Annotated in this window: 19 protein-coding genes; 16 read left to right on the top strand and 3 right to left on the bottom strand. The window is 40.2% G+C overall.

Translation table 11 applies throughout. The features are described from left to right. Positions 1-35: 35 nt before the first annotated feature. Positions 36-863, top strand: coding sequence for a MurR/RpiR family transcriptional regulator (locus JCM19038_RS14960; protein ID WP_042419606.1), 828 nt, complete (start codon positions 36-38; stop codon positions 861-863). Positions 864-932: 69 nt separating this feature from the next. Next, a complete protein-coding gene (locus tag JCM19038_RS22935; protein ID WP_193745143.1) occupies positions 933-1,097 on the top strand; it encodes a hypothetical protein in 165 nt (54 codons plus the stop codon). Between the two features lie 126 nt (positions 1,098-1,223). Here the strand turns inward: JCM19038_RS22935 and JCM19038_RS14965 are convergent, their stop codons facing one another. Continuing rightward, entirely contained in the window at positions 1,224-3,221 is a 1,998-nt protein-coding gene (locus tag JCM19038_RS14965) for a TRAP transporter permease (RefSeq protein WP_042419537.1), read from the bottom strand. A 63-nt stretch (positions 3,222-3,284) separates the two neighbouring features. After that, a complete protein-coding gene (locus tag JCM19038_RS14970; RefSeq protein ID WP_042419539.1) occupies positions 3,285-4,346 on the bottom strand; it encodes a TAXI family TRAP transporter solute-binding subunit in 1,062 nt (353 codons plus the stop codon). Positions 4,347-4,523: 177 nt separating this feature from the next. On the opposite strand from JCM19038_RS14970, the gene JCM19038_RS14975 reads away from it, so the two are divergent. From JCM19038_RS14975 to JCM19038_RS15030, 14 genes are all read left to right on the top strand, one after another. Further along, positions 4,524-5,627 (top strand): AI-2E family transporter, encoded by a 1,104-nt coding sequence (locus tag JCM19038_RS14975; protein ID WP_193745144.1) that lies wholly within the window; start codon positions 4,524-4,526, stop codon positions 5,625-5,627. A gap of 5 nt (positions 5,628-5,632) precedes the next feature. Next, positions 5,633-5,998, top strand: coding sequence for a rhodanese-like domain-containing protein (locus JCM19038_RS14980; RefSeq protein ID WP_042419543.1), 366 nt, complete (start codon positions 5,633-5,635; stop codon positions 5,996-5,998). Between the two features lie 119 nt (positions 5,999-6,117). Then, positions 6,118-6,822: a response regulator transcription factor gene (locus tag JCM19038_RS14985; RefSeq protein ID WP_042419545.1), complete on the top strand. Its 705-nt coding sequence runs from the start codon at positions 6,118-6,120 to the stop codon at positions 6,820-6,822. Beyond that, positions 6,812-8,278, top strand: coding sequence for a cell wall metabolism sensor histidine kinase WalK (locus JCM19038_RS14990; protein WP_042419547.1), 1,467 nt, complete (start codon positions 6,812-6,814; stop codon positions 8,276-8,278). Before JCM19038_RS14985 ends, JCM19038_RS14990 begins: the two co-directional genes overlap by 11 nt. Beyond that, complete coding sequence (locus tag JCM19038_RS14995; RefSeq protein ID WP_042419549.1) at positions 8,256-9,221, top strand: hypothetical protein; 966 nt, start codon at positions 8,256-8,258, stop codon at positions 9,219-9,221. Before JCM19038_RS14990 ends, JCM19038_RS14995 begins: the two co-directional genes overlap by 23 nt. Positions 9,222-9,351: 130 nt before the next feature. After that, a complete protein-coding gene (locus JCM19038_RS24560) occupies positions 9,352-9,630 on the top strand; it encodes an NAD-dependent epimerase/dehydratase family protein (RefSeq protein WP_052361750.1) in 279 nt (92 codons plus the stop codon). Beyond that, the gene (locus JCM19038_RS15000) at positions 9,627-10,307 is read left to right on the top strand and encodes an NAD-dependent epimerase/dehydratase family protein (RefSeq protein WP_052361752.1); all 681 of its coding nucleotides are present in this window, start codon (positions 9,627-9,629) and stop codon (positions 10,305-10,307) included. The genes JCM19038_RS24560 and JCM19038_RS15000 overlap by 4 nt, the downstream gene beginning before the upstream one ends. A gap of 25 nt (positions 10,308-10,332) precedes the next feature. After that, complete coding sequence (locus tag JCM19038_RS15005) at positions 10,333-11,337, top strand: glycosyltransferase (RefSeq protein ID WP_042419552.1); 1,005 nt, start codon at positions 10,333-10,335, stop codon at positions 11,335-11,337. A 13-nt stretch (positions 11,338-11,350) separates the two neighbouring features. Then, positions 11,351-12,352: a glycosyltransferase family 4 protein gene (locus tag JCM19038_RS15010; protein ID WP_042419555.1), complete on the top strand. Its 1,002-nt coding sequence runs from the start codon at positions 11,351-11,353 to the stop codon at positions 12,350-12,352. A gap of 12 nt (positions 12,353-12,364) precedes the next feature. After that, on the top strand, positions 12,365-13,369 hold the full coding sequence (locus JCM19038_RS15015; RefSeq protein WP_042419557.1) for a glycosyltransferase family 1 protein: 1,005 nt from the start codon (positions 12,365-12,367) through the stop codon (positions 13,367-13,369). Positions 13,370-13,426: 57 nt separating this feature from the next. Continuing rightward, positions 13,427-13,570 (top strand): DUF5670 family protein, encoded by a 144-nt coding sequence (locus tag JCM19038_RS22940; protein ID WP_193745145.1) that lies wholly within the window; start codon positions 13,427-13,429, stop codon positions 13,568-13,570. A gap of 119 nt (positions 13,571-13,689) precedes the next feature. Further along, on the top strand, positions 13,690-14,007 hold the full coding sequence (locus tag JCM19038_RS15020) for a hypothetical protein (protein ID WP_042419560.1): 318 nt from the start codon (positions 13,690-13,692) through the stop codon (positions 14,005-14,007). A gap of 107 nt (positions 14,008-14,114) precedes the next feature. Next, positions 14,115-14,960: a YitT family protein gene (locus JCM19038_RS15025; RefSeq protein ID WP_373903125.1), complete on the top strand. Its 846-nt coding sequence runs from the start codon at positions 14,115-14,117 to the stop codon at positions 14,958-14,960. A 73-nt stretch (positions 14,961-15,033) separates the two neighbouring features. Continuing rightward, positions 15,034-15,345, top strand: a complete 312-nt coding sequence (locus JCM19038_RS15030; protein WP_238554448.1) for a BsuPI-related putative proteinase inhibitor — start codon at positions 15,034-15,036, stop codon at positions 15,343-15,345. A 7-nt stretch (positions 15,346-15,352) separates the two neighbouring features. Here the strand turns inward: JCM19038_RS15030 and JCM19038_RS15035 are convergent, their stop codons facing one another. After that, positions 15,353-15,805 carry a GNAT family N-acetyltransferase gene (locus JCM19038_RS15035; RefSeq protein WP_042419566.1) on the bottom strand — a complete coding sequence of 151 codons (453 nt, stop codon included), beginning with the start codon at positions 15,803-15,805 and terminating at the stop codon, positions 15,353-15,355. Between the last annotated feature and the right edge of the window lie 31 nt (positions 15,806-15,836).

The raw sequence follows: 15,836 nt of genomic DNA on the forward strand, positions 1-15,836 counted from the left end.
AGGGGGATCTTGAATTGTCTGATGTATATGAACAAATGATCGCGAGACAGCATGAGATGAGTAAATCTCAATTAAAGATCGCCAACTATTTGATCGATCATCAAGAGACCGCACCGTTTCTTACCGCATCAAAACTAGCCAAAAATGCAGAAGTAGGCGAGGCGACCGTCGTGCGCTTCGCTTTCTTTTTAGATTATAAAGGCTATCCAGATTTGCAACGCCACATGCAAGCTGCATTGCAACGGAAATGGACCTCTGCAGAAGTGTTTGCGTCAACGACTGAGCGAGGCGATTCTCCAAAGGATACAATTCGAGAAGTGCTCGCTGATGATATGAACAATTTAAGTACAACGCTCCAACAAATTGATGTTGAACAGTTTCAAGGTGCCATCGATGATATTGTTAACGCAAAGCGAATTTACATTATCGCTTACCGAAGTGCGATGAGCGTAGGGTTATTTCTTGAATTTTATTTGGATCTCGTATTACAGAATACTGAGATGCTTCGGAGTGCAGATGGGGTATCAGAACATTTGATTGATATAGAAGAAGATGATCTGGTTATTGCCTTTGGCTTCTCTAGGTATACGAAACGAACGGTAGAAGTATTGAAATCTGTGAAACAAAAAAATGCGAAAACACTCGTTATTACAGACCATATGTTATCTCCACTCGTTCCTTACGGTGATCGGAAGTTGCTTGCTGCAACTGAAATTAATTCTTTTATTGATTCGTTTTCAGCGCCTCAAAGCATCGTTAGTGCATTGATTACAGCTGTAACACGATCACAACATGAAAAGGTTGAAAAGCGATTAGAAAGTTTAGAAGAACTTTGGGATGCATTTGACGTCTTCCATAAATAACACGTTTTTAAAAAGAATTTTAAGGTAATACAGAGGATATAGGTGTCTAGTGATCTTAGGAGGATATCTATGTCAAAACTGGAGAGGTCAATGTTTCTAAGAGACTTAGACTTTCTACGGCAATTGCAGCAGAAAGTCACAGACAAGGAGCGACAATTAGAGGTTGGTCTTAACGACCAAATTGCGCATCTTGAACAAGTCCTAGAAGAAACAAGACAAAGGAATTATGATTAGTTTATAGGATGGAGTTTCCTCCATCCTACATACTGGGTGTGTGTCGCTCGGTTGCTAGTCTACGTAGACTCTCCATTACATTGTTAAAGAGCCCGTCCTCTTAAGGACGGGCTCTTTAACGTTTGATTAAGCTTCAACTGTACGTTCAGGCGTACGTGGTGTTTGGTTACGTTTATTGCGAATGTGTTGAACGAGGGCGATCAAGGTAAGAATACCAATTCCAGCCAATGAAATTGGAATACTATTTGGATAAACAGCCATAATTCCACCAACTATTAGACCGAGACGTTCATAGATTTTAGGTTTTGCGACAAAGTAGTTCATGATCGCAGCGCTAATTGCAATCATTCCGATAATGGCTGTAATTAGCGGTGGCATAAGTGTCATAAACGTAGCATCTTGCAAGAGCAACACAGGGTTTGCTACAAACACATATGGAATGATAAAGGCGGCAATGGCCAATTTGAAAGCGATGATCCCTGTTTTCATCGGATTGGCTCGGGCAATACCTGCACCTGCATACGCTGCCAAGCAGACCGGAGGCGTAATGTCTGCTGCTAGACCGAAATAAAATACAAACATATGTGCAGCGATTGGTGGAACATCAAACATTAAAATCGCTGGTGCTGCAACGGTTGCGGTAACAACGTAATTTGCAGTTGTCGGCAGACCCATACCGAGTATAATACAAGCAATCATCGTAAAGAACAGAACAAGGAAGAACTGGCCATCAGCAAGTACGATAATACCTCGTGCTAATACGCCACCAAGTCCAGTAAATACAACAATTCCGACAATAATCCCGGCAGAAGCACAAGCAGCAATGACTGGAACGGCAGTTCTTGCACCTTTCTCCATCATATCAAGGACACCGAGCAGCGTCGGGCGTGTATCTTTTCGAAATAAACTGATGACAAAAGCTGCTAGAATGCCCCATAATGCAGCGAAAGTTGGGGTAAAGCCTATAAGCATTAAGCCGATAATCGTTACGAGTGGCAAAATCATATCAATTCTCGTAATAAATGAACGTATTTTTGGAAGTTCAGACACTGGCACACCGACAATTCCTTGTCGTTTTGCTTCAAAGTGAATTCCAAAAAATACACCCATAAAGTAAAGCAAAGCCGGAATGATGGCATAAATAATAAGTTCACTATATGGAATACCTACATACCCCGCCATAATAAAGGCAGCTGCCCCCATAATCGGAGGCATAATTTGTCCACCCGTTGATGCAGAAGCTTCTGCCGCACCTGCAAACTCAGGTTTAAACCCAGAGCGTTTCATCATTGGGATCGTAAAGGAACCTGAACCGACCGTATTGGCTACTGAACTTCCTGTTACCATTCCTTGTAAACCACTTGCTGCAACAGCTGCTTTAGCGGTTCCCCCTGTGTAGCGACCAGTAAGTCGAAAAGCAATGTCGTTGAAGAACTGGCCAATGTTTGTTCGGACTAAAATGACACCAAAGAATAAAAACAAGTAAATAAACGTCGAGGACACTTGAATCGGTGTACCGAAAATTGCCTCAGTCGTAAAAAACAATTGCGTAGCCATTCCGGTCCACGTAAAACCAGGATGAGCAAATGTCCCGAGCCATGACCAAGAACCATACACACCGTAAAGGAGTGCAAGAATGGCAATAACGACGATTGGCATACCGACAGCTCGTCTTGTTGCTTCAAGTAAAAGAGCGATCGCGCCTAGTGCTACGAGTTGATCATGAAGTGAAAAACCAAAAATGACTGCACTTGTCAAATACTCGTAATTCCAAACGATATAAAAACAACAGTACAGTGAAAGAAGTGCTAAAATTGCATCGTAAAATGGCACACCGACTTTTTTATCTGCTTTTTTACTAATGGGATATAATATGTAAATTAATGCAAGACCACTACCAACGTGAACAGCTCCTTGCATTAATGATCCATAGCCCCCGCGAAGACCGGTGTACAAGTGAAATGAGGTGAGAGAGATTCCGATAATGAACGCAATCCAAATCCACTTACCAAGATCGGTTCTCGTGTTCGATTCTTTGTCGTATTTTTTGAGTAGTTCCTCTTTTTCCTTTTCGGTCAATTCTCGTTCTGGTGCGTCATTGAGATGAGCGTTGGCATCAGCCATCGCAGGTCACCACCTTTCTTCAATAACGAGAGCCGGGCTCTAAGCGCCCGGCCCTACATTTTTTTAATTTAACAAGCCTGCTTCTTCAAAGTAACGCTCGGCTCCTGGATGCATCGGAAGACCTTCATTACCGAGTAATAAGTTGTCGGTGTCTTCCATATGCTCCCCTTGATTGTGAGTGATGCTACCTGCATTTTCGTAAAGGGCTTTCGTAATTTCATAACCTAAGTCTTCATCGATCGTTTCATTAGAACCGATGAGGACTGCGTAAGCAGCAATTGCATTGACATCTTCCTCTAAAAACTCATACGTATCAGCTGGAATGACAATTCGCTCATACATGCTATTCGCTTCAATTGTGTCGAGTGCTTCTTCATCAATTGACAGTAGTTCAATGTCAATTTGGCTATCTAACTCTGTAATATTATCAGCAGGTAAGCCTAAGAGACCAAATGTAGCATCAATGTTACCGTCTTGAAGCATGCCTGCTCCATCACCAAATCCTTCTTCATACACTTCGATATCGTCCTCGGTCATACCGTATGCTTCGAGTATCATTAAAGAAGCCGATTGTGAAGCTGAATTTGGCGGACCGAGGTTTACTCGCATACCTTCTAAATCTTCAATCGATTCAATGCCACTATCTGCTCGTACGGCGATCTGATTCGTTTCTGGATAGATGTAACCCATGTAACCAAATTGATCGAATTCGCCTTGTCCTTCAAAGTCACCAGCACCTTCTAAGGCATCAAGTGCAGGGATATGGACGGTCATCCCTAAGTCAAGATCACCGTTATGTACACGGGCGATATTCTCATTAGAAGCACCTGTCGAAACCGCATTCACAGTGACGCCGTCTGCATTGTCTGAAATGACGTTTGCCATTTCCTGACCTAATGCGTAATACGTTCCTCCAGTAGAACCGGTACCAATTTGTAGTTGTGTTCCGTCCCCGCTTGAAGCGGCATCATCACCACCATCACCATCATCGTCACCGGCATCTGTATCCCCGACGTTAAGATCATCTTCGTCAAGTTCATCAACATCAATGTCGCTGTCGCAAGCGGCGAGGATGGCAACAGAGAGAAACGTCCCCGAAAGTAAAGCTGTTTTATACTTGTTCATCAAAAAACCTCCCACATCATAATAATGTATTTTCGTCTATTTAACCAAAAGTTAAGACTATTGTCAAAGTTTGTATTACTTTGACGCGGTGAAGGTAAATGTTTGTTTATGAGGAAATTATTGAGTATAATAAATGATTAGGACAGGAAACATATTGGATAAATTGGAGTGATGAAAGTGCCTGACGGTAAGTATTTCCGCTTTGGCTATGCAGTGGCTTTAATTTTGCTGATTATTTTTTTAGGAACACTCGTTGATTTTATATTCACTCCAGTCGTTATTCTCATTCAAACGGTGTTCGCACCGCTTGCGTTAGCTGGTGTACTTTTTTACTTATTCAGGCCCGTTGTTAAACTACTAGCAAACAAGATGCCGAAAGTACTTGCCATTACTGTCATATACCTAGTATTTATCGGGTTGTTGACACTTCTTGTAATTTTAGTAGGTCCTGAGATTCAACGGCAGTTTTACAGTCTCGTTGATGTGGCACCTCGTTTCATTAACCAAGCTCAAAATTGGTTTAATGATTTTATGCAGAGTGATATCATGCAACGCTTCCAAGAAAATGAAACATTTAGTTTGGAAGAGATTATTCAAAATGTCGGTAACTATTTGAGCGATGCTTTTGCGGATATCGGTTCAAATATCGCAAGCTTTATCGGTGCGATTACTAGCGCAGTCATTGTCATTGCGATTGTACCTTTTATTCTATTTTATATGTTAAAAGAAGGAGAAAAGGCGCCACAACAAATTCTACGTCTACTTCCTTCAAAACAACGTAATGAAGGTAAGCGAATTCTTAGTGACATGGACGGTGCGTTAGCGAACTTTATTCAAGGGCAAATTATCGTTAGTTTTTGTGTAGGTGTGCTCGTTTATATTGCGTATTTAATTATCGGAATCGAATATTCCTTAGTCCTTGCTTTGATTGCGATGTTCACAAACTTGATTCCATTTATTGGTCCGTGGATTGGTACAGCACCAGGTGTTATTGTCGCCTTGTTTGACGGTTGGTTGACCGCAATTGCAGTCATTGTTGCTGTCGTCATCATTCAACAATTTGAAAGCATCTTTATCTCACCACAAGTGATGGGAAGGAAGCTTCAAATCCATCCAATTACTGTTATCTTTATTTTGTTAGTAGCTGCGAACTTTGCAGGTATTATCGGGATGTTACTCGCGGTGCCAACGTATGCTGTTGCCAAAGTGATCGTTAGTCATACGTATCGACTCATTCGGTTACGCTACAAAGAAACACATAGTGAAAATAAAGGAGATTGATTAGAATGAAATCAGAAAAAGAAGGCATTACACAATGGGATTATGAAGAATTACAGAAGAATTTACATGATGAACACCTCGTTTTTATCGATGTAAGAGAACCTGATGAATACGAAGAAGGTCACATTCCAGGTGTACCACTCATGCCTATGGGAGAAGTACCTGAGCGATTAGCTGATATGGACAGTGAAAAAACACACGTCTTCATTTGTAGAAGTGGTGGTCGTAGTCAACGGGTCGCACAATATGCAAAAGAAAATGGTTTCGATCGTGTCATCAACTTTGATGGTGGGATGTTAAGCTTTGAAGGTGAGAAGAACACTGGAGAAGAAAAACGAATTGACCAAACATCAGAACTGTATTCAAAATAGTGTTAAAGGAGAAGGGTCTCGTACGAAAATGTACGAGGCTTTTTTTGTAAATTAGTAATGATGTGTGACAAAAAATGTCGTATAATGGAACTAGTTAAGAAAAATGGAGCGATCGTCTTATGAAACCAACCATTCTCGTAGTTGAAGATGACTATGAAATTGCTAGCATTATTCGCGATCATTTGCAATCAAAAGGCTTCCATGTAACGGTTGCAACAACAGGTATTGAAGGGTTTCAAGATTTTGAACGCGGGCTATTTGACTTAGTGATCGTTGATATAATGCTTCCTGAATTAAGTGGATTTGAGTTGTGCCAACGAATCCGATTAAAGAGCCAAGTCCCGTTGCTCATTTTAAGCGCCAAGATGAGTAATGATGATAAAGTTCGCGGGCTTAATATTGGGGCAGATGATTACATGACTAAGCCTTTTTCATTGCATGAGTTAACTGCGCGAGTACAAGCGCAAATTCGCAAACATTCGCGATATAGAGAAAAGTATAAACAGAAACGCATGCTATTTGGTACTGATTATGTCGTGGACCATCAAGCGAATCAACTTTTCTTCCAAAATGAAGAAGTGTCGTTAACGCCAAAAGAATTTGAAATATTATTGTTGTTCGTGAAAAATCCTAACAAAATGTTTGCCAAAAAAGAAATTTACCGGCTTGTGTGGCATGAAGACTGTGATGACGAACAGACGGTAACTGTACATATGAAAGGATTAAGAGACAAGTTAAACGAAGACAAAAAGAACCCTAAATACATCGAAACCGTATGGGGAAGCGGTTATCGCTTCATCGGAGAAGTCAAGTATGAAAATTAGAACTTGGCTTTTCTTGTCTTTGATTTTTGTTATGGTCATCCCTTCGCTTGCCGTCTATTCATTGTATTCGCTTTTAACGAATTGGAATGAACAACAAAGCTTGGACGAGTATTTAGACTTTATTTCCACGTATCGAGAAATTAAAGAACCTCTTCAAAACCCTGATCTCTACACTTTCCATCCGACCATTCATGAATCCCTTCAAGAAACTATAGAACACGTCGCACAAATTACGCTTTATCGAAATGATGGTTATGTTGTCTATGAAACAACGTCAGATACGATCGGGACGAGGCAAGCAGAATTAAGAGATCTATATGATGGTTTATTTGAAGGGAATATGACGTACCGTTATTTCACAATTAAAGAGCCGGTATTTGTGAATGAAGAGATTGTCGGGTTTTATGAAGTAAGTATGCAAAGAGACGACCGCGTTGAATACGTTCAATCACGTTCTACATCAATACTTGTATTAAGTACAGCTGTGTTTTTCTTAACGGGATTACTCGTATGGATTCAAATCAATCGTAGAATTAACAAACCGATCAAGTATTTAAAAAATGACATGAACCAATTTGTCTTACACCCTAAGAAGATGACGACGTTAGCACATCCCAAAAACGATGAGATCGGTGACTTAATTAAGCATTTTAATTATATGAAACAAGAGGTCATACACGCGCGTGAAGAGATCCTTCGAGAGCAAAAGGAAAAGGAAATGATGACGGCAGCGCTGTCACACGATTTAAAAACACCGCTTACTTCTGTGATGGCGTATACAGAATCGATGCAACAAAGAGCGCTTACGAAGTCGGAAACCGATCACTACTTAACAATTATTCGAAATAAGTCGATACAGATGCAACGATTAATTGAAGACATACATACATTTACACTACTAAAAAACCAGCAGTCTGTTGAACAGAAAGTAACTGTTAACGGGCAAGAATTTTTTGAAATGCTCGTAGACGGTTATGATGAGCTTGCGAGTCAACATGGAATTAATCTTCAAAAAGAAGTGAAAACCTTTGATAGTTTTGATGTACAAGTGAACCATATGATGCGTCTAGTCGATAATTTAGTATCGAATGCAATTCGTTACACCCCCTCTACAGGCAAACTATACATCGGTATTTATGATCAACAATTGCCATCGTGGTTGTACAAACCGATTGACGTGAATTTCTCCACGCACGGGGTGTTAATCGTTCAAAATGACGGAGCAACAATTTCTGAACAAGAAAGCAAGAAGATCTTCGAGGCTTTTTATCAAAGTGAAGAAAGTCGAACGAAAAAAGCAGGACAACATTCAGGGTTAGGGTTGAGTGTTGCAAAGATGATTACCGAAAATCACGGTGGAGACATTCAATTTATTCCAGTACCTAACAAAGGAACAATCTTAATGAGTACGTTTGTAAAAAGGAAGGATTACGATGAAAAAAACGTTGATGAGTAGTTTATTGCTTGGAAGTGTGTGCATGTTGTTCGGTTGTCAGACGCAATTTTCGCCTCAAGAAATTGTTGCAAATGCAGCAGAAACTCACCAACAACCGGATCAATTTTATATTGAATCAAAAATTATTTACGAAGGTGAAGAAGCAATTAATTTGTTTGAATGGCGAAATCAAGATTATTACCGCATAAACATTGTAGAATCTTTAGGACAGACGGTTACGATCGAGAATCCTGAGCAGAGCTTAACGTATCTAGAAGATGAAAACATTGCGCTCATATCGAACAATCACGGGGAAATTGTCGATGAAGTTCATTATTTGAATGATTTTTATCAGCTTGACGATCTGTATGACTTAGATTTTAAGCTCGTTGATGAGGACGAGTGGAATGGTCGTGATGCCTATCACCTATTATTAGAAGGAGCAGATGAACAAGTCAAACTTGTCGTCGATCAATCAACGTGGATGATTCTAATGTGGGAACGCGGACCATTGCGCACAGAGATTATTAAGTTCGAGACGAACCCTGACTTTGATGGGGTATTTGATTTTGAAGTTCCAACGAGTGCAGAAGTGTTGCATTTAGATCACGAACAAAATGTGCTAACACCTGAAGAAGCACAACAACTATTTTCATCTGATGTGAGACTGCTTACTGACGATTATGAGCTATGGGAAATCTATGTGTTAAGCGAAGAAGAAGTAATGCTTGAATACTTTAAAGATCAATCGCCCTATGTCGTCATGACGATTGGCGAAACGCAAAATGATACGGTCGTTGAAAACAATGAGCTGATCGATCAACTAGAACTATTTACGACGGTTGACGTTTATGAGTTGCCTGGTGAGACGTTCGTATTAACGTTTGAAGATGAAGGTAATTATTATGAAGTGTTTGCAGAAGATGCGAACGTTACCGTTGATGATTTAATCGCCTTTATCTAATCTCTATATAGCTTAAATGAAGAATAATCTTTAATTCCTCCTCATATAGTGCATGTAGTGTGCTTGATTATGAATCGGTAATGATTCATTTCAATTGTTTAGAAAAACTCAAAGCAGGGAGTGTTTCTGATTGTCAATTCAAGCGTTTCCGTATAAACGTGCACTTGTTACTGGAGGAGGAGGGTTTGTTGGAAGTCACCTCGTAGAAGAGTTGTTGAATTTAGACGTTGAAGTGATTTGCTTGGACAATTTTAGTGCAGGAAAAAAGAAGAACCTGTCTACATTTGATACGCATCCGTTATTAACAGTCGTAAAGTCAGATGTGACGGATTTTGATCATATGTCTCGGTTCTTTAAAGATGTGGACGTTGTTTTCACCAGGCGGTATCCAAAAATACCGTCTGTATGAAAAACCCTCGTCTTGATTTAAAAATAAATGCCGAAGGAACCTTTAACGTATTAGAAGCATCACGCATTCATGCGGTAAAAAAGGTCGTTCATGCGTCAACGGGCTCCGTCTATGGTGAGCCCGTTTATTTTCCAGAAGATGAAGCGCATCCGACCAATCCTGTTTCGTTTTATGGAACAAGCAAACTCGCAGCGGAGAAATACTGTTCTGTATTCAAAAATTTATACGATATGGACATTTCAGTCTTGCGGTATTTTCACGTATATGGACCAAGGCAAGAGGATAATGATGACGGAGGAGTTGTCTCAATATTCATACGAAGGGTATTGGCTGACCAACCGCCAGTCATTTTCGGGGATGGAAAACAGCTACGTTCGTTTACATTCGTTAAAGATGTCGTAAAAGCGAATATTCTTCTTGCTACGAAAAAAGAGACGAATGGAGAAGTCTACAATTGTGCTTCAGGCTTGAAGATTACGATTCAACAATTAGCAGACCTCGTCTTAGAGCGATTCAAAAGAACAGATCTTACGGTTGAATATTCTGGTTGGAAGCCTGGTGACATTCGTTATTTTGAGATCGACAACAGCAAAATCAAAAACTTAGGCATGGACTTTTCTTGGGGTTTTGAAGATGGTGTTGATGAAACGATTAAATGGATGAAAGACAATAAGTAATGAATCTTCGTTCGAGGAGGTTTTTATGAGAGTCTTGCACCTTCCTTATGGCATAGGCATGAGTACGATGGCAAAGGCTTTGCGTACAAAAGGAATTGACGCACAGTCTTGGAGTCTTAGAACGCATCATTATGCGTACATGGCTGATGAGCGGATCCATTTTGATCAATATAAACCTGAAGAAGAAGAGGAAAAGCGTGAAGCTTACTTGCAAAAAGCACTCAAAGAATTCGATGTGTTCCATTTCCATTTTGGTGAGAGTTTCTTTCCAGACCGTCGTGATCTAGACACAATCAAAAAAGCGAATAAAAAAATGATTGTGCACCACAGAGGTTCTGAAGTGCGGATGTTAAAGAAAGCACAAAGCTATAACAACCCATATGTACGCGTGAAAAAGTCTTGGCCTGAAGAAAAGGTCAAAAGCAATTTAGAGTTTCTATCGCACTATTTTGATCAAGCAATTGTTAATGATTATGAGCTTTATTATTACGTTGAGCCTTATTACAAATCCATTCATGTTGTTCCTCACACGATGGATCTAAGTAAATATACGCCGGCCTATCCGAAGAATCATGAGCGTCCACTTGTCGTACACGCACCTTCACGGCGAGATACGAAAGGAACACAATATGTGCTTCCAGTGCTAGAAAAGCTAAAAGATGAAGGGGTTGCGTTTGATTACGAGCTTGTAGAAGGAAAGTCACATGAAGAAGCATTAGACATTTACAAAAAAGCTACGGTAATTGTCGATCAATTGCAGTTAGGGGCGTACGGTCATTTAAGTATGGAAGCGATGGCGCTCGGAAAACCTGTCATTTGTTACATTCGAGACGATCTTGTTAAGAAGTATCCTAAAGATATGCCAATCGTGTCAGCTGATCCGAAAAACTTTGAAACCGTGCTTCGTTCTTTCCTTAAAAATAGTGACCAATATCAAGCAATTGGAAGAGCTGGGCGTAGTTATGCTGAGCATTACCATAGCTTTGACAGTGTTGCCAATAAGCTGATTACCATTTACAACAAGCTATAGGAGGACGGTTTTCATGAAGGTTTTGCATATGCCTAGTGGTTCAGATATTAGCATGCTTGCAAAACAGATGCGTGCTCTCGGTGTAGATGCAACATCGGCTAGTTTTAGTTCGAAAGATCTTTACGGTTATCGTGCAGACCGGAATCTAAATGTCGACCAGTTTCCACCAGAAGAAAAGAAAGCCAAGATTGAGCAAATCTTTCAAGAAGCGATGAATGAGTTTGACGTGTTTCATTTTCATTTTGGTAAGACGTTCAATTCAAAATCAGACATTGCAATTCTAAAAAGCAAAGGTAAGAAAATGATTGCTCACCACCGTGGTTCAGAAGTACGTCTCTTATCTTTGGCTCAGAAGAATAACCGTTTCGCTTCAATAAAATCGAAATGGCCTGAAGAAACGGTTCATAAGTATGTTCGCCGATTGTCTGCGTCGATTGACCACGCAATCGTACCGGATTATGAAATGCTCCCTTACGTTGAGCCTTATTACAAACATGTGCACGTCGTTTTGCGCGCTATCGACGTGTCAACGTATACACCGGTTTATCCGAAAGAAACGGATAAACCGGTTGTCGTTCATGCACCTTCGCACCACGAAATTAAAGGCACACCATTCGTTTTAGAAGCGGTAGAGCAATTAAAACAAGAAGGATTAGACTTTGAGTTTAGAAAGATTGAGAACCTTTCCCACGAAGAAGCAATGAAAGCTTACCAAAAAGCAACGGTCGTTATTGATCAACTACGAATTGGGAGCTATGCAAATTTAACGATGGAATCAATGGCTTTAGGTAAGCCGGTCATTTGTTACATCCGAGAAGACTTAGTCTCTAAATTTCCCGGGAAATTGCCGATTATCAACGCTAATCCTGATACATTGACTTCAGTGTTGCGAAACTTTCTGACTAAGAACAATGATTGGAATAAAATTGGTAAAGAAAGTCGTGCTTACGTTGAGCAATATCATCATGTTGAGCGTATTGCAAAACAGATGATCGACATTTATAAATTGCTGTAATAGGAGGGCGCTTTGAAGGTCTTACACTTACCGTATGGAGCAGGTATCGCATCATTATCTGAAGCGTTGCGAGTAATTGGCGTCCATGCGGAATCGTGCAGCTTCTATTCTACGAATACGTACAACGACCTAGCTGATTACAAATTAAATTTAGATCGTCTATCGAAAGTCAAAAAAGAAGAGAAGTTAAAGCAATTTTTTGAGTATGCAAAGACAACGTATGATGTCTTTCATTTTCATTTCGGTGAGACGTTCCATCCGATGTTTCTAGATGTAAAAGAATTAAACGAAAAAGGAAAAAAAGTTGTGGTTCACCATCGTGGTTCCGAAGTGAGAAGGCTCTCGATTGCTCGTCTGAATAACCCTGATGTGGTTGTGAAAAAAGAATGGTCAGAGCAACGAATGAAAAAGCGTCTTCAAACATTGTCCAAATATGTAAAAGTTGCGATCGTAAACGATCTTGAACTCGTACAGTATGTTGCAGATTACTATGAACGAGTAGAGGTTGTTCCTCATGCGTTGAATCATCACAAGATTAGTCATTCCTTCCCTAATGAAAACGACGTACCTATGATTGTTCATGCACCGAGCCATCATGAAATTAAAGGTACCGCTGAAATCGAAGCTACGATTCGACGCTTACGAGACGAGGGATATGAACTTAATTATCAACGACTTGAGCATAAGACACGTGAAGAAGTAGTAAGAGAATTAGCTGAAGCAACGATTGTGATTGATCAACTGAAGATCGGTACGTATGCGAATTTAACGATGGAAGCGATGGCTTCTGGAAAACCTGTGATTTGCTTCATTCACGAACAATACCGAAAGTCTTACCCAAATCAGTTACCAATCGTTCAAGCAACGATCGACACGATCTACGATGTGCTTATAGATTTGTTGCGACGTCAATCGGAGTGGGCTCAAATCGGGCAACAATCCCGAAACTATGTGGAGCAGTTTCATAGTTATTCGGTTGTAGCGAATAAGCTAAAAAAAATCTACGAAACGCTTTAATTCATGAACGTCCCTTTTTGTTCATACACATGTGGTACGAAGGTGAGGGGCGTCAGGGTGATCTGGACATGGGTAGCAATGATTATTTTGTTATGGCTTCTCGGATTTGGGTTTGAAGTTGGTGGTGTATGGATTCATGGTTTACTAGGAATTGTTGTTTTGTTAGTTGTCTTCCAAGTATTCCGTTATATAAAGCGTTAATCTTTGTTTAGGAGCTCCAGATTCGGAGCTTTTTCTGATTTTGTAGTTTAATCTTTTAAAGAAGGGGAAACGTTATAATAAGAAACAAAAGTTTAATCTTTGTAGGAGGATGAGACATAATGGGTAAATCAAAGTACGTATGGACATCAGCAATTGTAGCAACTGTCGCAGCAGGAGCAACTTATCTGGTAAAGAATCCTGATAAAGGACGACAACTCATGGATGGTGCCAAATCAAGGTATCATAAGCTCGTTGGATCTGCCTCTGACAAAGGATCTGACATTCCATTAGAGCAACGAATTGGCAACCCAGATCCACTAGACATTAACGATAATGAAATGGTCGCTGAAGGGTCAACGTTCTCAGTCGATTATTATAATAAAGCACACGAAAATGATCCTGAATACGAAACATCTTCTGAACAGAAGCCGCATTAGAAGCAAGGAAATGAACCGTTTCCTTGCTTCTTTTTGCTAATATCGGTTATACTGCTGTTTACATGATTTTTACACCCAAGATTACATAATGTTCGAGGTGTCAATCAGTGATAACAAACCATACGACAATTAGTACTGAAATGAAACGCATTGCAATCATTATATTTGGCGCGATCGCTGTAGCATTTGGTTTGAACTTTTTCTTAATCCCAGCAGATGTGTTTGCTAGCGGCTTAACAGGGGTTTCACAGTTTATAAGCGCCCTATTTCCAATTTCAACAGGGATTGTTTTATTTCTCTTAAACATTCCTGTTGCCATTTTGGGTTGGTTAAAAGTCGGCCGATTGTTTACATTTTATAGTTTCTTGCACGTCGCGTTGACGTCATTTTTTTTAGAAGTGATTCCTGTACAAGCGTTAACGGAAGACATTATGCTGAACGCTGTTTTTGGTGGAATCATTGCCGCTATTGGTACGTCACTACCGCTTCGTTATGGTACTTCAGCTGGAGGGCTAGACATTATAGCGCTCGTCTTAGCACGAATGAGTGACCGTCCAATTGGCGTGTATTTCTTTATGTTAAATGCGCTGATCGTCATTACCGCAGGCTTTGTATTTAATTGGGAACAAGCGCTATTTACACTCGTGTCGATTTACGCTACGTCAAGAATTATGGACATGATTCATACACGTCACGTCAAATGTACAGCGTTTATCATTACGAAGAAAGCAGATGAACTTCGAGAGAAGATCCATGAGAATGTTACAAGAGGTATAACACGAATGCCGGCTAAAGGTGGATTTGACTCAGAAGAAAAAGAAGTGCTCATGATCGTTATTACACGCTATGAACTATTCAAGTTACGACAGATTACAGAAGAAACGGACCCTAAAGCGTTTACGAATATTGTACCAACTACAGAGATTGTCGGTTCATTTAGAAAAGATGATTAGTTGAGGTGGTCATGATGTTAGCGTTGAAAGTGAATGCCGTTAATGAGAAGAAAGGCGTTACAATTTGGTTAGTGTGACAAACGAGAGTGGGGAAGTCGCTGAACTACTGTTTAACACGAGTCAGCGCATTTCAATTGCGGTATACGATGACAATCAAAAGCGGGTATATCGCTCTGAATCAGAGTGGATGTATTTGCAAGTCGTTGAACATGTCATGTTACAAGCAAATGAAGAAGTGGTGTTTCAAGAAAAGATGCCCTCCTCGTATTTCGAAGAAGGGCATACGTATAAAGGAAGCGTTCGGCTTGCTGTTCATACAATTAATGATAAGAAGACGTTACAGCAGCCACAAACGTTCACGTTCACACGTCAAGAACTTTCTTGACGTGTTTTTAAAATTGGAAACCATACCGCTTCGAGACGACATCATAAAAACCTAATGAATTGTAAAGTCGTTTCGTAGCGATGTTATTAATTCCAGTTTCAAGCTCAATCCCTTTGTAATCATGTTGTTCTGCCCAATGGATAATGGCAAGAAGCATTTTTTTGGCGATGCCTTTGTTTCTTTGGTCTTCACGAACGTATAAGTCATTAAGCCAAACATAGCGTCCGCCTTTTCTTATGCTATACATCGTATTAAGAAATGCAGCGCCAACCATGATTCCTTGATCTTCTGCAATGAAGAGCTCTGCGTTCGAACCAGGATCTTTGACTTCATGCAACGTCGTTAAGATGTTATCATAAGCGTGTTCTCCGCCAATTGATTCCATTTGACCCATGAGTAGCTCTGTCGCTTTTTGTACTATTTGCTGATCATGTTGTTCAGTTAGTGCGTAGATCTTCATTTCGCACCCCTTATCTTTATTAATGAATGAC

The sequence above is a fragment of the Geomicrobium sp. JCM 19038 genome (genome assembly GCF_000698125.1).
GTDB lineage: Bacteria > Bacillota > Bacilli > Bacillales > Marinococcaceae > Geomicrobium_A.

What these genes read in the sequence shown, in the direction of transcription:
- JCM19038_RS14985 (WP_042419545.1), top strand. Translation starts at nt 6,118, where the DNA reads ATGAAACCAACCATTCTCGTAGTTGAAGATGACTATGAAATTGCTAGC.
- JCM19038_RS14960 (WP_042419606.1), top strand. Translation starts at nt 36, where the DNA reads ATGATCGCGAGACAGCATGAGATGAGTAAATCTCAATTAAAGATCGCC.
- JCM19038_RS15020 (WP_042419560.1), top strand. Translation starts at nt 13,690, where the DNA reads ATGGGTAAATCAAAGTACGTATGGACATCAGCAATTGTAGCAACTGTC.
- JCM19038_RS14980 (WP_042419543.1), top strand. Translation starts at nt 5,633, where the DNA reads ATGAAATCAGAAAAAGAAGGCATTACACAATGGGATTATGAAGAATTA.
- JCM19038_RS22935 (WP_193745143.1), top strand. Translation starts at nt 933, where the DNA reads ATGTCAAAACTGGAGAGGTCAATGTTTCTAAGAGACTTAGACTTTCTA.
- JCM19038_RS14990 (WP_042419547.1), top strand. Translation starts at nt 6,812, where the DNA reads ATGAAAATTAGAACTTGGCTTTTCTTGTCTTTGATTTTTGTTATGGTC.
- JCM19038_RS15010 (WP_042419555.1), top strand. Translation starts at nt 11,351, where the DNA reads ATGAAGGTTTTGCATATGCCTAGTGGTTCAGATATTAGCATGCTTGCA.
- JCM19038_RS15000 (WP_052361752.1), top strand. Translation starts at nt 9,627, where the DNA reads ATGAAAAACCCTCGTCTTGATTTAAAAATAAATGCCGAAGGAACCTTT.
- JCM19038_RS15005 (WP_042419552.1), top strand. Translation starts at nt 10,333, where the DNA reads ATGAGAGTCTTGCACCTTCCTTATGGCATAGGCATGAGTACGATGGCA.
- JCM19038_RS15035 (WP_042419566.1), bottom strand. Translation starts at nt 15,805, where the DNA reads ATGAAGATCTACGCACTAACTGAACAACATGATCAGCAAATAGTACAA.
- JCM19038_RS14970 (WP_042419539.1), bottom strand. Translation starts at nt 4,346, where the DNA reads ATGAACAAGTATAAAACAGCTTTACTTTCGGGGACGTTTCTCTCTGTT.
- JCM19038_RS14995 (WP_042419549.1), top strand. Translation starts at nt 8,256, where the DNA reads ATGAAAAAAACGTTGATGAGTAGTTTATTGCTTGGAAGTGTGTGCATG.
- JCM19038_RS14965 (WP_042419537.1), bottom strand. Translation starts at nt 3,221, where the DNA reads ATGGCTGATGCCAACGCTCATCTCAATGACGCACCAGAACGAGAATTG.